This window comes from Stenotrophomonas sp. 1337 (assembly GCF_031455455.1).
In the GTDB taxonomy this organism is placed as follows: Bacteria; Pseudomonadota; Gammaproteobacteria; order Xanthomonadales; family Xanthomonadaceae; genus Stenotrophomonas; species Stenotrophomonas indicatrix.
In genome coordinates, this window is the sequence record NZ_JAVDSR010000007.1 from 47,355 (window position 1) to 66,083 (window position 18,729).

Consider the following 18,729-nt stretch of genomic DNA (forward strand, 5'->3'; position numbering starts at 1 on the left):
GTCACCAGTCCATGTGCATGAACCACAACGCCGCGAAGGCGTCGATGATGATCACCAGCGAGATCGTCTGCACCACGCTGGAGGTGGTGCGTTCGCCGACCGACTGCGCGGTGCCTTCCACCTTCAGGCCTTCCAGGCAGCCGATCAGGCCGATCACCAGCGCGAACACCGGCGCCTTGGACAGGCCCACCAGCATGTGCCGCACTTCCATCGTTTCGTGCATGCGCGCGATGTACATCTGCGGCGGGATGTCCAGGTCGAACGCGCCGACGGTGATGCCGCCGGCCAGGCCGGCGACCATCGCGATGAAGGTCAGCAGTGGCAGGGTCAACAGCAGCGCGACCAGGCGCGGCAGTACCAGCAGGTCGATGGGATCGAGCCCAAGGGTGCGCATCGCATCGATTTCCTCGCGTGCCTTCATCGCACCGATCTGCGCGGTGAAGGCACTGGCGGTGCGGCCGGCCAGTACGATCGCAGTCAGCAGCACGGCAAATTCGCGCAGGAAGGCGATGTTCACCAGTTCGACCACATAGATCTCCGCACCGAAGTCGCGCAGGATGGTCGAACCGAGGAAGGCGATCACCGCGCCGACCAGATAGGACAGCAGCGCCACCAGCGGCACCGCATCCAGCCCGACCTGTTCCATCTGGTGCACGGTCGCGGTCAGGCGGAAACGTCGAGGTTCCTTGACCAGGCGCGCACCCTTGACCAGGTTCTCGCCGAGGAAGCTGCACAGTGCCTTGATGTTGTGGCCGGTGGCATGGACGCTGACACCCAGCCGCTCCAGTGCGGCCAGTACGCCGAAGTCACGCTTCGGCTTCGGGCGGTCGTCGGCTACTTCTTCAATGGTGCACACCAGCGCCTGGTGGTCCGCGCGGAACTGCAACGCGTCTTCGCTGAGGTCAGCGCGATGGGCCACGCGCAGCACCTGCAGCACGCCGGCGGAGTCGAGCAGCTCGATGCCGGTAGCGTCGATGCCGGTCAGCTTGTCCGGAACGCCACGCAGCACTTCGGCCGCGGCCAGCGCGGTCTTCAGGGTCCAGTGGCCGGACAGCCGGATCAATCCCGGATCCTGAGCGTCCTGTTCGAGCTGGGGGGCGTGGGTCGGGGTCATGGGGGCCATTCGGGTCGCAGCATAACCGTTCTGAATTGCACGTCGCGTCGAACCAGGATGAATTTCTCCAGCAGAGCCTGACGTAGGTAATACTACGGCGCATGTCCGCAGACGCTCACACGATCCCCACGCCCCAGGCCACCTACGCGCAGCGCGTGGCCTTCGTTTCCGAGATCGCCGGCCGCCTGCACAGCTACGGCACAACGGCCCAGCGCCTGGAAGCGGCGGTGGTTGCATTGGCCCGGCAGCTCGATCTGGATTGTGAACCGTGGTCGAACCCCACCGGCATCATCCTCAGTTTCAGCGATCCGGCGCAGGCCATTGGCTCCAGCGACATCACCCGGGTGATCCGGCTGGCGCCCGGCGAGAACGACCTGCACAAGCTCAGCGTGGCTGACGGGATCGCCGAAGAAGTGGCCAACGGCCGCATGAGCATTGCCCAGGGCCACACCGCGCTGCGCCAGCTGGACAAGGATCCGGGCCGGCGCGGCAAGCTGCGCACCATCCTGTCCTTCACCCTCGGTGCGGCCGGCGTGGCGGGCATGTGGAAGCTGCCGTGGCTGGACATCGCCACCGCCGGCGTCATCGGCCTGTTGATCGGCCTGCTCGGCATGGTCACCGACAAGCGTCCGGCCAGCCGGGAAGCGGCCGAAGCGCTGGCGGCGCTGCTGGCCGGCCTGGTCGCTACCGTGGTTGCCACGTTCGTGGGTGCCCTGAATCTCAACACGGTGATCATCGCCTCGCTGGTGGTGCTGCTGCCGGGCATGTCACTGACCAATGCGGTCAACGAACTGGCCAGCCAGCACTGGGTGTCCGGCACCGCGCGCTTTGCCGGCGCGTTGACCACGATCATGAAGCTCAGTGTCGGCGCGATGATCGCGGTGACCCTGGCCGATGTGCTGGGGCTGGATCCGATGATCCGTGCCTCGCGGCCACAGGGGCCGTGGGTGGAGTGGGGCTCGCTGCTGACGGCGGCGTTCGCCTTCGCGATGTTGTTCAAGGCCAACCGCCGCGACTATCCGTGGGTGATCGCCGCCTCGGTGGCCGGCTACGCGATCTCCAAATTTGGTGGTCATGCCTGGGGTACGCCCGCCGGCATCTTTCTGTCGGCGATGCTGCTGACCGCCGGCGGCAACCTGTTCGGGCGCGTGGTCGGCCGCCCCGGTGCGATCATCCGCCTGCCGGGCATCATCATGATGGTGCCCGGCAGCACCAGCCTGCGCGGCGTGCTGACCCTGGTCCAGCAACAGGACGTGGGCGCCGGCCAGAGCGTGTTCCTGACCGTGTTGAACGTGGTGATGGCGCTGGTCGCCGGCCTGCTGTTCGGCAACCTGCTGATGCCGGCGCGCAAGACGCTGTGACCAGGCGGTAGCGCCGGGCCATGCCCGGCGGATCGGGTAACCAACCGCTGCGCTCGCCGGGCATGGCCCGGCGCTACCCCAAAAAAACGCCGGCTTTCGCCGGCGTTTTTCATTCCTGCTGCAGCTGGCCTCAGGCCTTCTTGATCAGGAAATCTTCCGGCTTCTTGCTGCCCTTGGCGGTCAGCTCGGCCATCCAGCGCGGCTGCTTGCCACGACCGGTCCAGGTTTCCTTCGGGTTGGCCGGGTTGCGGTACTTCGGCGCAACCTTGCCCAGCTTGCGGCCGGCAGCCTTGGACGGGGCCTTGGTGGTCTTGGCGACCTTGCGCGCGCGCGGTGCGGGTTCACCACCGAACAGTTCCTCGATGGTGTAACCCTCGGTCTTGGCCAGCTTGCTCAGCTGGGCACGAACCTTGGTGATCGGGCGACGCTTGGCGACGATGGTCTGCTGCTTCTTGGCTGTGCGGATCAATGCGCCCAGCTCACGTGCAGACAGGCCGGTCAGGTCGATGCTCATCAACGATTACTCCAGAAACTAATTTAGGGACAGGGACGAGCCGGTCCGTGGCGTCGCAGGACAGAGTAATGAGGAATTAATCCCAGCACAAACAGTTGCGGTCACCGTCTGTCGGCTGGCTGGCCCGGTTGCGACCATTTTGACCGGATTATGTCCGTTGCGGTTTTCCCGGGGCGGCCAGCCGCAAAAAAAAAGACCGGGGTATACCCCGGTCTTTTTCCGATCAGCCCTGCAGGCGCTGCAGCAGGGTGGCCTTGTCCAGGCTCTCCGCTTCGGCTGCGCGACGCGAGCGGTACTCGAAGGTGCCTGCGGCCAGGCCGCGCTCGCTGACCACCACGCGGTGCGGGATGCCGATCAGTTCCATGTCGGCAAACATCGCGCCCGGGCGCAGGCCGCGGTCGTCCAGTGCGGCATCCAGGCCGGCATCGCGCAGCTCCTGCAGCAGAGCTGCAGCTGCATCGGCCACGCCTGCGTCGCCCTTCGGATTGATCACGCAGACCACCACCTGCCACGGCGCCATCGCGTCGGGCCAGATGATGCCGGCGTCATCGTGGTTCTGCTCGATGGCTGCGGCGACAACACGCGAAATACCGATGCCGTAGCAGCCCATCGTCATTACCGCGGCCTTGCCATTCTCGTCCAGCACGGTGGCATCGAGCGCCTTCGCATAGGTGCGGCCCAGCTGGAACACGTGGCCGACTTCGATGCCGCGGGCGATTTTCAGTTCGCCGCCGTCCAGCGCACGATCACCGGCGCGCACGTTGCGGATATCGGCCACTTCCGGTTCGGCCAGGTCGCGGCCCCAGTTGACGCCGGCCAGATGGAAACCGGCCTCATTGGCACCGACGACGAAGTCGGACATCGCCGCCACTTCGCGATCGGCGACCACGCGGATCGGCTTGGCCGGGGCGACCGGACCAAGGAAGCCCGGCACGCTGCCGAGGTATTCGGCGATCTCTGCTTCGCTGGCAAAACGCTGCTCGTCCAGGCCAGCAACCTTGCCCAGCTTGATTTCGTTGACCTCGTGGTCGCCACGCACCAGCGCCAGCACGAACTGCTGTGCCTCGCCTTCGCCGGCGATCAGCGCCACCGACTTCACCGTACGCTGCAGATCGATGCCCAGCAGCGCGGCGACGTCTTCGCAGGTCTTCTGGGTCGGGGTCTCGACCTTGCGCAGCGCTTCGCTGGCCGCAGCACGCGCGGCCGGATCGGCGGCGATGGCCGCTTCCATGTTGGCCGCGTAGTCCGAACCGGTGGAGAAGACCAGCGCGTCCTCACCGGAGTCGGCGATCACGTGGAATTCCTGCGAGGCGTCACCGCCGATTGCGCCGGAATCGGCCTGCACCATGCGGAAGTCCAGGCCCAGGCGGGTGAAGATGCGGCTGTAGGCCACCTTCATGTTTTCGTACTCACGCACGAGGTCTTCGTCGTGCAGGTGGAACGAGTAGGCGTCCTTCATCAGGAACTCGCGCGCGCGCATGACACCGAAGCGCGGGCGGATCTCGTCGCGGAACTTGGTCTGGATCTGGTAGAAATTCACCGGCAGCTGCTTGTAGCTGGACAGTTCGCTGCGCGCGAAATCGCAGGCCGCTTCCTCGGCGGTGGGGCTGTAGCAGAAGGTCTGTTCCTTGCGGTCCTTGATCTTCAGCAGCTGCGGGCCGAATTTCTGCCAGCGGCCGGTCTGCTCCCACAGTTCCTTCGGCTGGATGGTCGGGATCTGGAATTCCACGGCACCGGCGCGGTCCATTTCCTCGCGGACGATGCGTTCGACCTTGCGCAGCACGCGCAGGCCCAGCGGCGACCAGGTGTACAGGCCGGATGCGAGCTTGCGGATCATGCCCGCGCGCAGCATCAGCCGGTGGCTGGTCAGCTCGGCGTCGCTGGGGGTTTCCTTGGTGGTGTGCAGGTGGAACTGGGAGAGGCGCATCGTCGGCTTCGGATTACGGCAGAGATACCTATTCTGCCAGCCCGGCCGGGGGAGGGGTATCGGCCGGGCGGCGCCCGGCACCCGCAGAGGCAACGGCTGGAGCAACGGCAACGGCAACAGCGGGGTTGCTGTGGGATGGCGGGGTGGGTCCGGTTGCGGGGGACGCCGTAAACCCATCCGTGGGGGCTTGGCCGCGGCATCCATGCCGCGGACACCCCCGCAACCGGACCCACCCCGCCTTCGACAGATCTCCGCAATCTGTCGGGATGGCATGGCCTGCTCTTGGTGGGTGTCGACCTTGGTCGACGCGTAGATCCACGCCATGCGTGTATGAATCTCCGTCGAAATCGAATATTTCGACAATTGAACGTAGAACATCCACGCATGGCGTGGATCTACTGGCCACCGGGAAACTGTCGAAGACGGGGCGGTGTCGGATTGCGGGGTGTCAGCCGCATGGATGCGGCTGCCAAGCCCCCACGGATGGGTTTACGGCGTCCCCGCAATCCGACACCGCCCCGTCATCCCACGGAATGCCCGCTTTTGACGTTGACGTTGACGTTGATTCGGCGGGTGCCGGGCGCCGCCCGGCCGATCCCCCCTCAACCCGCCGGAGGGCAGTACGCCTTGATCGCCGCCTCGGCCAGGCCCTTCTGCGCGCTGCGCTGTTCCGGGGTAAGCGCGGTATCGGCCTTGCCATCGCCATCGGTGTCCTGCATCACCGGGCCGGTGCCTTCCAGCAGCGTCACGTTGGCGCGGGCGGTGCTGCATTGTTCCGGCACCGGCGCGGCGGCAGGCTCGGGGGCCGCGTCCGTCGCCGCTGTCCTGGCTTGGGCACGCGTCTCATACTTTGCCCCGGCCGGCGGCGTTTCCGAATACTGGGTCACGCCCTTGGCATCCTTCCACTTGTAGACAGGGCCGGCCAGCGCAGTGGTACTGGCCAACAGCAGCAGGCAACCCAGGCAGGACAGGGCACGCATGGCAAACTCCGCAGAATGGGCGTAGAACGCCGATTGCAGCATTGGCGCCGACCGCTGGCAAGTCGATTAAACTGGATTCCATGGACCCGATCACACCGCCGCCGCGCTCGCGCACGATTTACCTGCTGCCCAACCTGTTCACCACGGCTGGGCTGTTCTCTGGTTTCTACGCCATCATCGCCGCGGCCAACGGGGATTTCGTCAACGCCAGCATCGCCGTGTTCGTGGCGGCGGTGATGGATGGCCTCGATGGCCGTGTCGCGCGCCTGACCGGCACCAGCAGCGAGTTCGGCGTGCAGTACGACTCGCTGGCCGATCTGGTCAGCTTCGGCATGGCGCCCGCACTGGTGATGTATCACTGGTCCCTGTCGGAACTGAAATACGACGGTGAGCTGGTCGGTCGCCTCGGCTGGGCGGTGGCGTTCCTGTACGCCGCCTGCGCGGCGCTGCGCCTGGCGCGCTTCAATACCCAGGTGGCCGTTGTCGACAAGCGCTGGTTCGTTGGCCTGGCCAGTCCGGCTGCCGCCGGCCTGATGATGTCCTTCGTCTGGGCCTTCGCCGATGGCACGCTGGGCTGGAACGGCAACGAGCTGCGCTTCGTGGCGTTGGCGGTGACCCTGGTCGCCGCACTGTTGATGGTCAGCCGCATCCGCTTCTGGAGCTTCAAGGGCGGCGCGGCCAAGCAGGGCGCGCGCTCGGACCGTGTCCCGTTCCTGGTGCTGGCACTGGTGCCGATCGCCATCGCCATCGCGGTGATCGACCTGCCCCGCGTGCTGTTCGTCGTCGGCATCCTGTACGCCCTGTCAGGCCCGGTGATGTGGGGCGTGCAGCGCCTGCGCAAGAAGCCCGAGGCGGCGTGAGCCAGGACCTGCCCGTGTTGTGGTCCCCGGCCCAGCAGGCGTGGCTGCAGGCCATGGGCTACACCGTCTATCACGACGGCCAGTTGGCCGCCGAAATGGACGCGGCACTGCAGCTGAGCGTGGCTGAAGCCGCAGCGTCGGCACCCGTGCCGGTCGAGGCGACGCGCGCGGCTCCACCTTCGATGCAGCACGCACCCAGCCAGCGCGGTGCGGCGCCGGAGCCTCGGCTCGAGCGCGCGCCACCACGCACTGCCGTGCCGGTAGCGGCGCCGGACACCGTCCCGGCTGCGGCCCGTCCGCTGCCCACCGGCAACGCGCGCCAGCCGCTGGTGCGCCTGCCTGACCGCCTGCAGATCGCGCTGTTGCGTGCCTCGGGCTGCAATCCCAACGACCCCGCCACCCAGGCACTGATGGACAGCTGGCCGCTGGAGCAACTGCGTCGCGACCCCGCAGCCAAGCGCGCGTTGTGGCCGCAGCTGCGCGCGCTGCGCAAGGGCGGAACCGCATGAGTGCGGTCAGCCAGCCCGGGCCGGTGGCGCTGCGTGCGCTGCGCGAGAGCGATCTCAACGCGGTGATGGCCATCGAAGTGCGTGGCTATCCCTATCCCTGGACCCGCGGCATTTTCCTGGATTGCCTGCGTGCCGGTTACCCCGGCCTGGCCATGGAGCGCGATGGCCTGTTGATCGGCTATGGCGTGCTCAGCCTTGCTGCCGATGAAGCACATGTGCTGAACATCTGCATCGATCCGCTGGTGCAGTCGCGTGGGCTCGGCCGCCAGCTGCTGCGTGCGCTGGTCCGCCTGGCCGGTGATCGAGGCGCGCAGCGGGTGTTCCTGGAAGTGCGTCCGTCCAATACCCCGGCGCTGGCGCTGTATCACAGCGAAGGCTTCAACGAGATCGGCCGGCGCCCCCGCTACTACCCTGCTGCGCAGGGGCGCGAAGATGCGCTGGTGATGGCGATCGAGCTGGTGGACGGCGAGCTGGAGACAATGCCGCCGCTGTAATGGGCGTCGCGTGGCCGCTGCGCTCGGCGGGCATGGCCCGGCGCTACCGATGCGTTGTTTACGCCAGCCGCAGTGCCAGCACACCGCCGACGATCAGCGCGGCCGCCACCCAGCGTGCACGCGGTACCCGCTCGCGCAGCAGGAACACCGAGATCAGCAGCGCGAACAGGATCGACGATTCGCGCAGCGCCGACACCATTGCCACCGGCACCTGGGTCATCGCCCACAGCGCCATCGCATACGAGGCGGTGGTACCGATGCCGCCGGCCACGCCCAGCGGCCAGTGCTGGCGCGCATACGCCAGCAGCTTGCCGCGCTGCCGATGCAGCGCCCACAACGGCAACGGAATGCCCGACAGCAGGAACAGCCACAACGTGTAGCTCAGCGCATTGCCGGACAGTCGCGCGCCCTGCGCATCGACCAGGGTGTAGGTGGCGATCATCGCCGCCGTCAGCAACGGCAGCCGCAGCTGGCCGCCACGTGCGCCGCGGGCCATGCACAGGATGCCGCCACTCACCAGGAGGACACCGAGCCAGGCCGACGGCGGCAGGCGTTCGCCGAGCACGGCGCCGGCCAGCGCAACGAGGATGGGCGCGCAACCACGCATCATCGGATACGCCAGGCTCATGTCGACCTGTTGGTAGCAGCGTGCGACCAACGCGTAATACGTCACCTGCAGCAGCACCGAAGCGCCCAGCCACGGCCAGCTTTCTGCGGCGGGGAAGGGTAGCCACGGCAAGACGAGCGCAGACAACAGCGCAGCGCTGCCGGTGACCAGCACCGTGCCGAGGAACTTGTCCGGCCCGCGTTTGACGATCGCGTTCCAGCTGGCGTGCAGTGCGGCGGCGGCGAGGACCAGCAGGAAGATGGAAAGCGGCATCAAGCGATGATGCCAAAAGACAGGGGTGGGTGCCGACCTTGGTCGGCACATCGTTTTGCATGGCAGGTGCCAACCTGGGTTGGCACATCACAGCGGTGCGGACCAAGGTCCGCACCTACCCGGGCGGCGCTACAGCTTCGCGCGCTGTTCGCGCAGGCCGGCCAGCTGGTTGTTCCAGTCGACCAGGCGCACGCGTTCCTGCTCGATCACCGCCGGCGGAACCTTGTCGGAGAACTTGGCCAGCTTGGTCTCGCTCTTCTCCTGTTCGCCTTCCACGCGCTTGATCTCCTTGTCCAGGCGCGCGCGCTCGGCATCGAGATCAACCAGGCCTTCCAGCGGCACCAGCAGCTTCAGCTCACCGACGATCGCGGCGGCGGCCGGCGGCGCACTCTGTGCATCGGCCAGCCACTGGATGCTGTCCAGCTTCAGCAGGAACGACAGCGAAGCGCTGAAGCGCTCGATGCGCGCGCGGTCTTGGCTCTGCCCGGCATGTTCCTGGCCGGCCAGCAGGCGCAGCGGCACCAGCCTGGACGGGGCGACGTTCAGCTCGCTGCGCACGCGGCGCACCGCACTGATCACTGCCTTCAACCATTCCACGTCGGCCTCGGCCTGGGTGAAATCGCCCTCGAATTCGGCGGCGGTCGGGTACGGGCGCAGTGACAGCGTGGTTTCGGCCAGGCCCAGGCGCGGTGCCAGCTGCTGCCACAGCTGTTCGGTGATGAACGGGGTCAGCGGGTGCAGCAGGCGCAGCAGCGCTTCCAGCACGTACAGCAGGGTGTGGCGGGTGCTGTCGGCGTCGGCGGCATCGGCGCCGTTCAATGCCGGCTTGCTCAGCTCCAGGAACCAGTCGCAGAACGCGTTCCACGCGAACTCGTACAGGCACTGCGCCAGCAGGTCGAAGCGATAGGCGGCGAAATGGCCCTGTGCCTCGGCGGTGGTGGCGGCCAGGCGCGAGAGGATCCAGCGCTCGGCGTCGGTCCGCGGCGTTGGCGCACCGGTGAACGCTGCACCTTCGGTGTTCATCAGAGTGAAGCGGCTGGCGTTCCACAGCTTGTTGCAGAAATTCTTGTAGCCCTCGGCGCGGTTCATGTCGAACTTGATGTCGCGGCCATGGGTGGCCAGCGCGGCGATGGTGAAACGCAGCGCATCGGCACCATGGGCGGCGATGCCGTCCGGGAACTCCTTGCGCGTGGCCTTCTCGATCTTCTCGACCATGCGCGGCTGCATCAGCCCGCCGGTGCGCTTGGCCACCAGGTCATCGATGGTGATGCCGTCGATGATGTCCAGCGGGTCGAGCACGTTGCCCTTGCTCTTGGACATCTTCTGGCCCTGGCCGTCGCGGATCAGGCCGGTGAAGTAGACGTCCTTGAACGGGATCTTCCCGGTCAGGTTGTCGGTGGCCATGATCATGCGCGCCACCCAGAAGAAGATGATGTCGAAGCCGGTGATCAGCACCGACGACGGCAGGTAGCGGTCGAAACCGCGCTCGGCCATCGCTTGCTCGTTCGGCCAGCCCAGGGTGGAGAACGGCCACAGCTGCGAGGAGAACCAGGTCTCCAGCACGTCGCTTTCCTGGCTCAGCACGACGTCGCTGCCGAGATTGTTTTTCGCCCGCACCTCGTCTTCGCTGCGGCCGACGTAGCAGCTGCCGGTGGCGGCATCGAACCATGCGGGAATGCGGTGGCCCCACCACAGCTGGCGGCTGATGCACCAATCCTGGATGTTGGTCATCCAGTGGCGGTAGGTGTTGATCCAGTTCGGCGGCACGAAGGAGATGCTGCCGTTCTCGACCAGCTCCAGGCCACGCTTGGCCAGTTCGTCCATCTTCACGAACCACTGGTCGGTCAGGTACGGCTCGATCACCTGGCCGGTACGGTCGCCGCGCGGCACCTGCAGCTTGTGTGCCTTGGTCTCGACCAGGATGCCCAGGTCTTCCAGTTCAGCCAGCACGGCCTTGCGCGCGTCGTAACGGTCAAGCCCCTGGAAACGTTCCGGCGCGTTGTCGTTGATCGCGGCCACCGGCGTGAACAGGTTGATCATCGGCAGGCTGTGGCGCACGCCCACCTGGTAATCGTTGAAGTCATGCGCCGGGGTGACCTTGACCACGCCGGTACCGAACGCACGGTCCACGTAGTCATCAGCGATCACCGGCACGCGGCGGCCGGTCAGCGGCAGCACCACGCTCTTGCCGATCAGGTGCAGGTAACGCTCGTCTTCCGGATGCACCATCACTGCGGTGTCGCCCAGCAGGGTTTCCGGGCGGGTGGTGGCGACCACCAGGTAATCGCGGGTTTCGCGCAGGGTCTCGACGCCGTCGGCATCGCGCTCGACGTGCTCGTAGCTCAGGCCTTCATCCAGCTGGTAGGCGATCGACCACAGGAAACCCTCTTCCTCGGCGCTCTCCACTTCCAGGTCCGAGATCGCCGTCTTCAGCACCGGATCCCAGTTGACCAGGCGCTGGCCACGGTAGATCAGGCCCTGCTCATGCCAGCGCACGAAGGCTTCGATCACCGCTTCGGACGGCTGCGGGTCCATGGTGAAGGTGCTGCGCGACCAGTCGGCAGACGTGCCCAGGCGGCGCATCTGCCGTTCGATGATGTCACCGGACTGCTGCTTCCATTCCCACACCTTGCCGATGAAGCCCTCGCGGCCCAGCGAATCGCGGGTCTCGCCATTGCCTTCCAGCGCCAGGTTGCGGCTGACCACCATCTCGGTGGCGATGCCGGCGTGGTCGGTACCGACCTGCCACAGCGTGTCGTAGCCGCGCATGCGGTGGTAGCGCACCAGCGCATCCATCAGGGTCTGCTGGAAGGCATGGCCCATGTGCAGGGTGCCGGTCACGTTCGGCGGCGGCAGCAGGATGGTGTATGGCTCGCCCTTGCCGGACGGCTTGAAATGGCCGGCCTTCTCCCAGGCCTCGTAGAGGTCGGTCTCGAAGGACTTCGGGTCGTAGCTGGAGGCGAGTTGGGTCATGCGGGGGAACCAGTCATCAAGGCGGGAAGGGAGATCAGCGCGACCCGAGGGTGCGCCGGATCTTCTGGTCGGTGTGGTACTGGCTGACCGAATAGGCAGCCCAGATCGCGGCGGGCAGCCAGCCGATCAGGGTGATCTGCAGGATCAGGCAGACGATGCCGGCAAACGGCCGGCCGATGGTGAAAAAGGACAGCCAGGGAAGAATCAGGGCGATCAGCAGGCGCATCAAGGGGTTCTCGCGGGGGCTTACATGTCGTGCTTGTTCAGGTCGTAGCCGGCGGTCTTGTACTGGCGCCAGCGCTCGCGCAGTGGTTCGCGCGCTTCCGGATCGGCCGGGACCACTTCCAGCACGCGCTCGCACTGGCCCAGCCAGGGTTCGTCGCGCAGGTTGATCACCAGCGGCCGCACGGGGGCCTCGCCACCGGGCGGGGCGATCAGCACCAGGGCTTCTTCCTCGTCCACGTCCTCACCTACGATCTGGTGCGGAATGTAGGCATCGTCGTCGAATGACCACAGAAGTTCGTCAAGTTCTTCGGCCTGGGCCTGGTCGCGGGCGAGGACCAGGGTGAACAACCCGGCGTCGTTGGCCTTGCGCGCCAGCTCGCAGACCAGGCGCAACGGCTCGGTCAGGAAACGGGGCTTGGCGATCAGGTAGAAGTCGGCGCGGGGCATGGCGGCATCCAGGTGAGGCAGGTGCCGATCCATGCCGGGTAGCGGCTGGACCGGCGAGGCCCCGGCCGGCGGTTGCCGGCCAGGGTCAGGTACAGCGTCAGGCGCGGGCGACCTGGTCCAGCAACCACTGGCTCAGCAGGCCGACCGGACGGCCGGTGGCCATGCCACGCTTGCCTTCGTCGCTGGCCACGCCGGCGATGTCCAGATGGGCCCAGCGCTGGCCTTCGGCGAAGCGCGACAGGAAGCAGCCGGCGGTAATGGCACCGGCCCAGCGGCCGCCGATGTTGTAGACGTCGGCGAAGCTGGAATCCAGCATCGGCTGGTACTCGTCCCACAGCGGCAGGCGCCAGGCGCGGTCGAAGACCTGCTCGCCAGCGGCCAGCAGTTCGTTGGCCAGGTCGTCGTGCTTGCTCATCAGGCCTGCGGTCTGGTGGCCGAGGGCGACCATGCAGGCACCGGTCAGGGTGGCCACATCGACCAGCGCCTGCGGTTCGAAGCGCTGCGCGTAGGTCAGTGCGTCGCACAGGATCAGGCGGCCTTCGGCGTCGGTGTTGCCCACTTCGATGGTCTTGCCCGACATCGAGGTGATGACGTCGGACGGACGGTAGGCATTGCCGTCGATGGCGTTTTCCACCGCCGGGACCACCACCACAAGATTCAACGGCAGCTTGGCCTTGACCGCAGCGACGAAGGTGCCGATGACGTTGGCGCCACCGCACATGTCGTACTTCATCTCTTCGATGCCGCCCTGGGTCTTCAGGTTGACGCCACCGGTATCGAAGGTGATGCCCTTGCCGACCAGCACGTAGGGCTTGGCGTCGCCGCCATTGCTCCACTTCAGCACGACCAGGCGCGGGCGGTTGGCCGAGCCACGGGCCACGGCCAGCAGCGAGCCCATGCCCAGCGCTTCCATCTGGGTCTCGTCGAGGATCTCGGCTTCGGCACCGTCATGCTCGCCGGCGAATTTCACGCCCACTTCAGCCAGATAGGCCGGGGTGCAGTAGTTCGGCGGCAGGTTGCCCAGCTCGCGGGCGAACTCGACACCGGCGGCGATGGCTTGGCCCTGGGCCAGGGCCTGTGCGTCATCACCGGCGATGGCCAGCTGGGCCAGGCCGGCATCGTCGGCCTTCTTCTTGCCCAGGGTGGCGGTGTAGCGGTAGGCCGCGTGGTCGGCGGCGATCACCGCCTGGCGGATCGCCCAGGCCGCGTCGCGGTCCTTCACTGCCACTTCGGACAGGGTGAACAGTGCGCTGCGGGCAGCGCCGGCCTTCAGCGCGCGCACGGCATCGCCGACCGCCTTCAGGTACTGCGGCACGCCGAAGCGGGCGGCATCGCCGAGGCCGACCACCAGCACGCGCGGGGCGGTGACGCCCGGCAGGTCGTGCAGCAGGGTGGTGGCGCCGGTCTTGCCGGACAGGTCGCCGCGCTGGGCCAGGGCGGCCAGGCGGCCACCGCTTGCAGCATCCAGTGCCTGCGCGGACGCAGTCAGGGTATGGTCGGCATAGGCGCCGACGACGATGCAGTCAACGGCGGCCGAAGCCGCAGCGAGGTGGTTCAGGGTGAATTCGAGAGCCATTGAGCAGATTCCATTGGCAAGTCCGTACAATCGCGGACCGTTTACGCCCAGACGCTAGACTGGGCGGCACCGCGAACGAACCTGAGAGTTTAAACCACCGCCCCATGTTGAAGCTCGACCGCTATCTATTGGGCGATTTCGTCCAGAGTTTCCTGGCTACCCTGATCGTCCTGCTGGTGGTCAGCGTGGGCGGCGTGCTGGTGGACATCCTCGGCAACATCGCCGACGGGCGGCTGCCGGCCAAGCTGCTGTTCTCGCAACTGGGCCTGCAGTTCATCGTCTACATGCCGCTGATCCTGCCGCTGGCACTGATGCTGGGCCTGCTGCTGGCCATCGCCCGCCTCTACCGCGACTCGGAAATGGCGGTCATCACCGCCATCGGTGTCGGCCCCCGGCGCCTGCTCAAGCCCCTGCTGATGCTGGTGCTGCCGGTGATCGCGGTGGTCGGCGCCTGTTCGCTGTGGCTCGGCCCCTGGGCCGGGCGCACCGCCGAACAGATGGTGCAGGACGCCAACCGCAGCGTGCTGATGGCCGGCCTGGAGCCGGGCCGGTTCACCCCGCTGCCCAATGGCGGGGTGGTCTATGTCGCCTCGATCTCGCCCGATGGCAGCCAGCTGGGCCGCGTGTTCCTGCAGCGGCAGAAGGAGGATCGCCTTGAAGTGGTGTCCGCCGCCAGCGGCCGCATGTACTTCGAAGGCGCCCGCCAGCGTTTCCTCGAACTGGATGATGGCCACCAGCTGGAAGGGCCGGCGGCCGGCGCACTGGACTACCGCCTGGCGACCTTCGCCCGCAACGACGTGGCGCTGCCCGACGGCAGTGAGGCCCGCAAGAGTGATGACCCCGAACTGATGCCGACCACCGCGCTGTTCGGTGACAAGCGCCCCGAGGCCCAGGCACAGCTGCACCGTCGCCTGGCGCCGCCGCTGATCGCACTGGCCTTTGCCCTGCTGACCGTGCCGCTGGGACGCAGTTCGCCGCGCCAGCAGCGCTATGGGCGGATGATGCTGGCCCTGATGGCCTACATGGTCGGTACCAACCTGATGTTCATCGGCAGTGGCTGGATCGCCAATGGCCAGATTCCGTCGGCGCTTGGCCTGTGGTGGCTGACCCTGCCGCTGCTGGCACTGGCGATCTGGATGTACGCGCGTGACGGCCGCATGGCCCGCCCGAAGGGAGCCCGCGCATGATGCTGCGACCGATGCGTTTCGATCTGTACCTGGGCCGGGCAGTGCTGGGTACCGTGCTGCTGACCTGGGCAGTGCTGGTGGGCCTGGACGTGCTGATGGCCTTCTCCGGTGAGTTCAAGGACATCGGCAAGAACGGCTATTCGCTGGGCCATGCGGCCGCCTGGGTGCTGTACACCGTGCCGCGCCGGGCCTACACGATGTTCCCGACCGCGGCGGTGATCGGCGCGCTGATGGGCCTGGGCCAGTTGGCCGCGACCTCGGAGCTGACGGCGCTGCGCGCGCTGGGCCTGTCGCGCAAGCGCCTGAGCGTGTCGGTGGCGATCGCCCTGTCGCTGCTGACCGGGCTGATGGTGATCAGCGCCGAGACCCTGGGGCCGTGGGGCCAGAACCGCGCCGATTCGCTGAAGATGAGTGCCAAGTGGGGCACCGACATGGCGGTGGCGCGTTACTCCGGCCTGTGGGCGCGTGAGGGTGACACCTTCCTCAACGCACAGAGTGGCGAGGAGCAGCTGGTCGGCGACAAGGGCACCCGGCTGATTCTGCGTGACGTGCGCCTGTACAAGATCGACGAAGAGGGTCGGATCGGTACGCTGACCCATGCGGCCACCGCCGAGCATGACAAGGATGGCTGGGTGTTGACCGGCGTGCGCCGTGACACCTTCGGCGAGCGCTCGGCAACGCGCCAGGAAGCGGCCCGTGAGCCGTGGAATTCCAAGCTGGATGCCGGCGCCCTGGCCACCGGCATCGCCAAGCCGCGCAACCTCAGCGTGTCCGAGCTGAGCACCAGCATCGCCTACCGCGAGCGCAACGGGCTGGATGCACGCGACTACGAGGATGTGTACTGGAGCCGCTGGTTCTATCCGTTGAATGTGCTGGCGCTGTGCCTGGCGGCGGTGCCGTTCGCGTTCGGTTCGCTGCGCAGTGGCGGCATGGGCAAGCGCTTGTTCCTGGGCATCCTGTTCGCGCTGGCGTTCTGGCTGCTGCAGCTGTTCTTCGGCCGCATGGCCGGTGCGCTCAAGTTCGACTACCGCATTGCCTACGCGCTGCCGCCGATCGTGATGCTGGCCGTGTCCGGGTTGTTGTTCCGGCGCAAATCGGGCTGATTCCGGTAGCGCCGGGCCATGCCCGGCGAAGGTGTGCGATATCCCGCGTCCGCCGGGCATGGCCCGGCGCTGCCAGGACAGGTCAGCGCTTTGGCATCCGCAGCAGCTGCGTGGCACTCGCGCGGTCGTGCCAGGTCAGCCGCTGGCGATCCACCAAGGCCCACCAGAAGCCCAATCCGCCCAGCAGCAACGACAGCGTGGCCACCGCGAAGCGCAGCCACAGCTGGCCGCGTCGCAACGGCGTGCCATCGCGTGATTCCAGCTTCAAGCGCCATGGGCGCATGCCCAGCGTCTGCCCACCGCGCCGCCAGCTGGCGGTGGCATACCACCCGGTCATGGCCCAGCACACCGCCCACAACAGCCATTGCCAGGCACTGAAAGGCGCGATGTTGTCGCGCTGCGCATGGCCGCTGAACGTATAGGCCAGGGTGAAGGCCGTTCCGGCCAGCATCCACAAGGCCAGCACCGGCAGCGCGTCATAGATCATCGCCAGCAGGCGCCACAGCAGCAGCGCGCGCGGGCGGGGCGTATCAGCGGCGACGTGGGCCGCATCGGTGGCGGGGCTCGACATGTGCCGAGCATACGCAATGCTGGCCGTGCCCGCAGTTGGCCTCGTATCCTGCGCGCATGGCCGTCACTTCCACCCCCGCCGAACGTCGTCAGCTGGTCCAGCAATTGCCCGAGCTGCGCGGCGAGGACAGCCAGCGCATCCAGCGCTTCCTCGATGCGATCTGGGCCGAGCACGGTCTGGCCCGCGCCACCCTGGACAGCTATCGCCGCGACCTTGAAGGCCTGGCGCGCTGGTGTGACGGGCGCGACGGTGGTCTGGCCGGTATTGAACGTGCCGGTCTGTTCGATTACCTGGCTTGGCGCACCCGCCACAACTGGTCGCCGCGCAGCAACGCGCGGTTGCTGTCGGCGCTGCGCGCGTTCTTTGCCGATGCCGTGCGGCGTGGCGAACGCAGCGAGGATCCCAGCGCACTGCTGGACCCGCCGAAGCTGCCACGGCTGCTGCCCAAGGCACTGGCAGAGAGCCAGATCGACGCGCTGCTGGCGGCACCGGATATCGACAGTCCGCTCGGCCTGCGCGACCGCGCCATGCTGGAGCTGATGTATGCCGCCGGGCTGCGGGTGAGCGAGCTGGTGCTGTTGCCCGCCACCGCGGTGAACCTGCGCCAGGGCGTGCTGCGGGTGACCGGCAAGGGCAGCAAGGAACGCCTGGTGCCGCTGGGCGAGGAGTCGCAGTACTGGCTGGAACGCTACCTGCAGCAGTCGCGACCGCAGCTGGTGGGGAAGGGCAAGGTGCAGGCGCTGGCCGACGGGCAGACGCCGCTGTTCATCGAACCGGCGCTGCATGGCTTGACCCGCCAGGCGTTCTGGCACCTGGTCAAGCGCTATGCGGCGGTGGCCGGTATCGACCCGGCGCGGATCAGTCCGCATGGCCTGCGGCACAGTTTCGCTACCCACCTGCTGAACCGTGGCGCCGACCTGCGCGCGCTGCAGATGCTGCTGGGCCACAGCTCGCTGTCCACCACGCAGATCTACACGCTGGTCGCACGCGAACACCTGCAGAAACTGCACGCCCGCCATCATCCACGCGGCTGAGCCCGCGGCTGAACCCCTGCCGGGCCTGTGCGCGGCATCGCGGACCGCTCAGGATGGCTGTGTCAGAATCCGGGGTCTTCTTTCTGCTGCGGACTGCTCCATGCTCCGATTCGCCATCGCCGCCGTGTTCGGCGCGCTCAGCCTGAGTGCCTGCGCCCAGCCCGCCCCGCCCGCCGCAAAGGCCCCCGCTGCAGCGGCAGCCAAGGCCGGCCCTGCCGCCACGGCCAATGCTCCGGCCGAGCAGGCCGTGCGCAAGGCGCTGACCGAGCTCAACCCCGGCTTCCAGGTGGACTACATCGGTGCCGCGCCCTTCCCGGGCTTCCGTGAAGTGGTGGTCTCCGGCCAGCTGCTTTACGTCTCCGACGACGGCCGCTACCTGTTCCAGTCGCAGCCCTACGACACCCGCGCCAAGAGCCCGGCCAACAGCGAAGGCCTGCTGGGCTATCGTCGCGACCTGCTGGCCAAGGCCAACCATGGCGACCGCATCGTGTTCGCCGCGCCGAACGCGAAGTACACCATCAGCGTGTTCACCGACATCGAATGCGGCTACTGCCGCAAGCTGCACCAGGACATCGCCGAGCTCAACCGCAACGGCATCACCGTCGAATACCTGGCCTTCCCGCGCATGGGGCTGGGCAGCAAGGATTACACCGACATGATCTCGGTCTGGTGCGCGGCCGATCGCCGCCAGGCGCTGACCAATGCCAAGCGTGGTGGCACGGTGGCAGCGAAGAACTGCACCAACCCGGTGGCGATGCAGTACGCCCTGGGCCAGCAGTTGGGCGTGAATGGCACGCCGGCGATCTTCGCGCCCGATGGCACCCAGCTCGGCGGCTACCTGCCGCCGGCGCAGTTGCGTGCTGCGCTGGAGAAGCTGTCGGCCAAGCGCTGATTGAAACGCCGCCGGGCGTGGCCCGGCGCTACCGTGGATGGGCGGGTAGCGCCGGGCCATGCCCGGCGGATGCATCAGACAG

At 67.3% G+C, this 18,729-nt stretch carries 17 protein-coding genes and 1 pseudogene; 8 read left to right on the forward strand and 10 right to left on the reverse strand.

Annotated elements, in window-relative coordinates; all coding sequences use genetic code 11:
- Position 1 precedes the first annotated feature (1 nt).
- On the reverse strand, positions 2–1,123 hold the full coding sequence (locus tag J2X70_RS11605) for an ABC transporter permease (protein WP_170919625.1): 1,122 nt from the start codon (positions 1,121–1,123) through the stop codon (positions 2–4).
- A 92-nt stretch (positions 1,124–1,215) separates the two neighbouring features.
- On the opposite strand from J2X70_RS11605, the gene J2X70_RS11610 reads away from it, so the two are divergent.
- Entirely contained in the window at positions 1,216–2,475 is a 1,260-nt protein-coding gene (locus tag J2X70_RS11610; RefSeq protein ID WP_025878492.1) for a threonine/serine exporter family protein, read from the forward strand.
- Positions 2,476–2,611: 136 nt separating this feature from the next.
- On the opposite strand, the pseudogene J2X70_RS11615 reads toward J2X70_RS11610, so the two are convergent.
- The 3 genes and pseudogenes from J2X70_RS11615 to J2X70_RS11625 all read right to left on the reverse strand — a co-directional run.
- Positions 2,612–2,989: pseudogene (locus J2X70_RS11615) on the reverse strand (H-NS histone family protein); the annotation flags it as partial.
- Positions 2,990–3,212: 223 nt separating this feature from the next.
- Positions 3,213–4,916: a proline--tRNA ligase gene (locus J2X70_RS11620; protein WP_025878494.1), complete on the reverse strand. Its 1,704-nt coding sequence runs from the start codon at positions 4,914–4,916 to the stop codon at positions 3,213–3,215.
- Between the two features lie 602 nt (positions 4,917–5,518).
- A complete protein-coding gene (locus J2X70_RS11625) occupies positions 5,519–5,896 on the reverse strand; it encodes a DUF4124 domain-containing protein (RefSeq protein ID WP_025879366.1) in 378 nt (125 codons plus the stop codon).
- Positions 5,897–5,976: 80 nt separating this feature from the next.
- Here J2X70_RS11625 and pssA point away from each other — a divergent pair, with 80 nt between their 5' ends.
- The 3 genes from pssA to rimI are packed head-to-tail and all read left to right on the forward strand — an operon-like array spanning position 5,977 to position 7,759.
- Positions 5,977–6,756: a CDP-diacylglycerol--serine O-phosphatidyltransferase gene (gene pssA, locus J2X70_RS11630; protein ID WP_025879365.1), complete on the forward strand. Its 780-nt coding sequence runs from the start codon at positions 5,977–5,979 to the stop codon at positions 6,754–6,756.
- A complete protein-coding gene (locus J2X70_RS11635) occupies positions 6,753–7,265 on the forward strand; it encodes a hypothetical protein (protein ID WP_033830302.1) in 513 nt (170 codons plus the stop codon). The genes pssA and J2X70_RS11635 overlap by 4 nt, the downstream gene beginning before the upstream one ends.
- Entirely contained in the window at positions 7,262–7,759 is a 498-nt protein-coding gene (gene rimI, locus J2X70_RS11640; protein WP_032952160.1) for a ribosomal protein S18-alanine N-acetyltransferase, read from the forward strand. The genes J2X70_RS11635 and rimI overlap by 4 nt, the downstream gene beginning before the upstream one ends.
- 58 nt (positions 7,760–7,817) lie before the next feature.
- Here the strand turns inward: rimI and J2X70_RS11645 are convergent, their stop codons facing one another.
- From J2X70_RS11645 to J2X70_RS11665, 5 genes are all read right to left on the reverse strand, one after another.
- Positions 7,818–8,639, reverse strand: coding sequence for a DMT family transporter (locus J2X70_RS11645; protein ID WP_263930006.1), 822 nt, complete (start codon positions 8,637–8,639; stop codon positions 7,818–7,820).
- 129 nt (positions 8,640–8,768) lie between these two features.
- The gene (locus J2X70_RS11650) at positions 8,769–11,612 is read right to left on the reverse strand and encodes a valine--tRNA ligase (RefSeq protein ID WP_309910449.1); all 2,844 of its coding nucleotides are present in this window, start codon (positions 11,610–11,612) and stop codon (positions 8,769–8,771) included.
- 34 nt (positions 11,613–11,646) lie between these two features.
- Positions 11,647–11,838 carry a YqaE/Pmp3 family membrane protein gene (locus tag J2X70_RS11655; RefSeq protein WP_025879360.1) on the reverse strand — a complete coding sequence of 64 codons (192 nt, stop codon included), beginning with the start codon at positions 11,836–11,838 and terminating at the stop codon, positions 11,647–11,649.
- A 20-nt stretch (positions 11,839–11,858) separates the two neighbouring features.
- A complete protein-coding gene (locus tag J2X70_RS11660; RefSeq protein ID WP_025879359.1) occupies positions 11,859–12,284 on the reverse strand; it encodes a DNA polymerase III subunit chi in 426 nt (141 codons plus the stop codon).
- A gap of 97 nt (positions 12,285–12,381) precedes the next feature.
- Positions 12,382–13,860, reverse strand: a complete 1,479-nt coding sequence (locus J2X70_RS11665) for a leucyl aminopeptidase (RefSeq protein WP_059065965.1) — start codon at positions 13,858–13,860, stop codon at positions 12,382–12,384.
- A 104-nt stretch (positions 13,861–13,964) separates the two neighbouring features.
- On the opposite strand from J2X70_RS11665, the gene lptF reads away from it, so the two are divergent.
- Both lptF and lptG read left to right on the forward strand, forming a co-directional pair.
- Positions 13,965–15,047 carry an LPS export ABC transporter permease LptF gene (gene lptF, locus J2X70_RS11670; protein ID WP_025879357.1) on the forward strand — a complete coding sequence of 361 codons (1,083 nt, stop codon included), beginning with the start codon at positions 13,965–13,967 and terminating at the stop codon, positions 15,045–15,047.
- Positions 15,044–16,150 carry an LPS export ABC transporter permease LptG gene (gene lptG, locus J2X70_RS11675; protein WP_025879356.1) on the forward strand — a complete coding sequence of 369 codons (1,107 nt, stop codon included), beginning with the start codon at positions 15,044–15,046 and terminating at the stop codon, positions 16,148–16,150. The genes lptF and lptG overlap by 4 nt, the downstream gene beginning before the upstream one ends.
- Before the next feature lie 82 nt (positions 16,151–16,232).
- Here lptG and J2X70_RS11680 read toward each other — a convergent pair whose 3' ends face one another.
- Complete coding sequence (locus J2X70_RS11680; protein WP_025879355.1) at positions 16,233–16,721, reverse strand: RDD family protein; 489 nt, start codon at positions 16,719–16,721, stop codon at positions 16,233–16,235.
- Between the two features lie 56 nt (positions 16,722–16,777).
- On the opposite strand from J2X70_RS11680, the gene xerD reads away from it, so the two are divergent.
- On the forward strand, positions 16,778–17,755 hold the full coding sequence (xerD, locus tag J2X70_RS11685) for a site-specific tyrosine recombinase XerD (protein WP_025879354.1): 978 nt from the start codon (positions 16,778–16,780) through the stop codon (positions 17,753–17,755).
- Between the two features lie 100 nt (positions 17,756–17,855).
- Positions 17,856–18,647: a thioredoxin fold domain-containing protein gene (locus J2X70_RS11690; protein WP_032977259.1), complete on the forward strand. Its 792-nt coding sequence runs from the start codon at positions 17,856–17,858 to the stop codon at positions 18,645–18,647.
- Positions 18,648–18,729 lie beyond the last annotated feature (82 nt).

Excerpts from the sequence above, each read along its gene's own strand:
- xerD (WP_025879354.1), top strand. The coding sequence starts at position 16,778 with ATGGCCGTCACTTCCACCCCCGCCGAACGTCGTCAGCTGGTCCAGCAA.
- J2X70_RS11680 (WP_025879355.1), bottom strand. The coding sequence starts at position 16,721 with ATGTCGAGCCCCGCCACCGATGCGGCCCACGTCGCCGCTGATACGCCC.
- J2X70_RS11645 (WP_263930006.1), bottom strand. The coding sequence starts at position 8,639 with ATGCCGCTTTCCATCTTCCTGCTGGTCCTCGCCGCCGCCGCACTGCAC.
- J2X70_RS11650 (WP_309910449.1), bottom strand. The coding sequence starts at position 11,612 with ATGACCCAACTCGCCTCCAGCTACGACCCGAAGTCCTTCGAGACCGAC.
- J2X70_RS11665 (WP_059065965.1), bottom strand. The coding sequence starts at position 13,860 with ATGGCTCTCGAATTCACCCTGAACCACCTCGCTGCGGCTTCGGCCGCC.
- J2X70_RS11610 (WP_025878492.1), top strand. The coding sequence starts at position 1,216 with ATGTCCGCAGACGCTCACACGATCCCCACGCCCCAGGCCACCTACGCG.
- J2X70_RS11605 (WP_170919625.1), bottom strand. The coding sequence starts at position 1,123 with ATGGCCCCCATGACCCCGACCCACGCCCCCCAGCTCGAACAGGACGCT.
- rimI (WP_032952160.1), top strand. The coding sequence starts at position 7,262 with ATGAGTGCGGTCAGCCAGCCCGGGCCGGTGGCGCTGCGTGCGCTGCGC.
- J2X70_RS11690 (WP_032977259.1), top strand. The coding sequence starts at position 17,856 with ATGCTCCGATTCGCCATCGCCGCCGTGTTCGGCGCGCTCAGCCTGAGT.
- pssA (WP_025879365.1), top strand. The coding sequence starts at position 5,977 with ATGGACCCGATCACACCGCCGCCGCGCTCGCGCACGATTTACCTGCTG.
- lptG (WP_025879356.1), top strand. The coding sequence starts at position 15,044 with ATGATGCTGCGACCGATGCGTTTCGATCTGTACCTGGGCCGGGCAGTG.
- J2X70_RS11660 (WP_025879359.1), bottom strand. The coding sequence starts at position 12,284 with ATGCCCCGCGCCGACTTCTACCTGATCGCCAAGCCCCGTTTCCTGACC.
- J2X70_RS11620 (WP_025878494.1), bottom strand. The coding sequence starts at position 4,916 with ATGCGCCTCTCCCAGTTCCACCTGCACACCACCAAGGAAACCCCCAGC.
- J2X70_RS11655 (WP_025879360.1), bottom strand. The coding sequence starts at position 11,838 with ATGCGCCTGCTGATCGCCCTGATTCTTCCCTGGCTGTCCTTTTTCACC.
- J2X70_RS11625 (WP_025879366.1), bottom strand. The coding sequence starts at position 5,896 with ATGCGTGCCCTGTCCTGCCTGGGTTGCCTGCTGCTGTTGGCCAGTACC.
- lptF (WP_025879357.1), top strand. The coding sequence starts at position 13,965 with ATGTTGAAGCTCGACCGCTATCTATTGGGCGATTTCGTCCAGAGTTTC.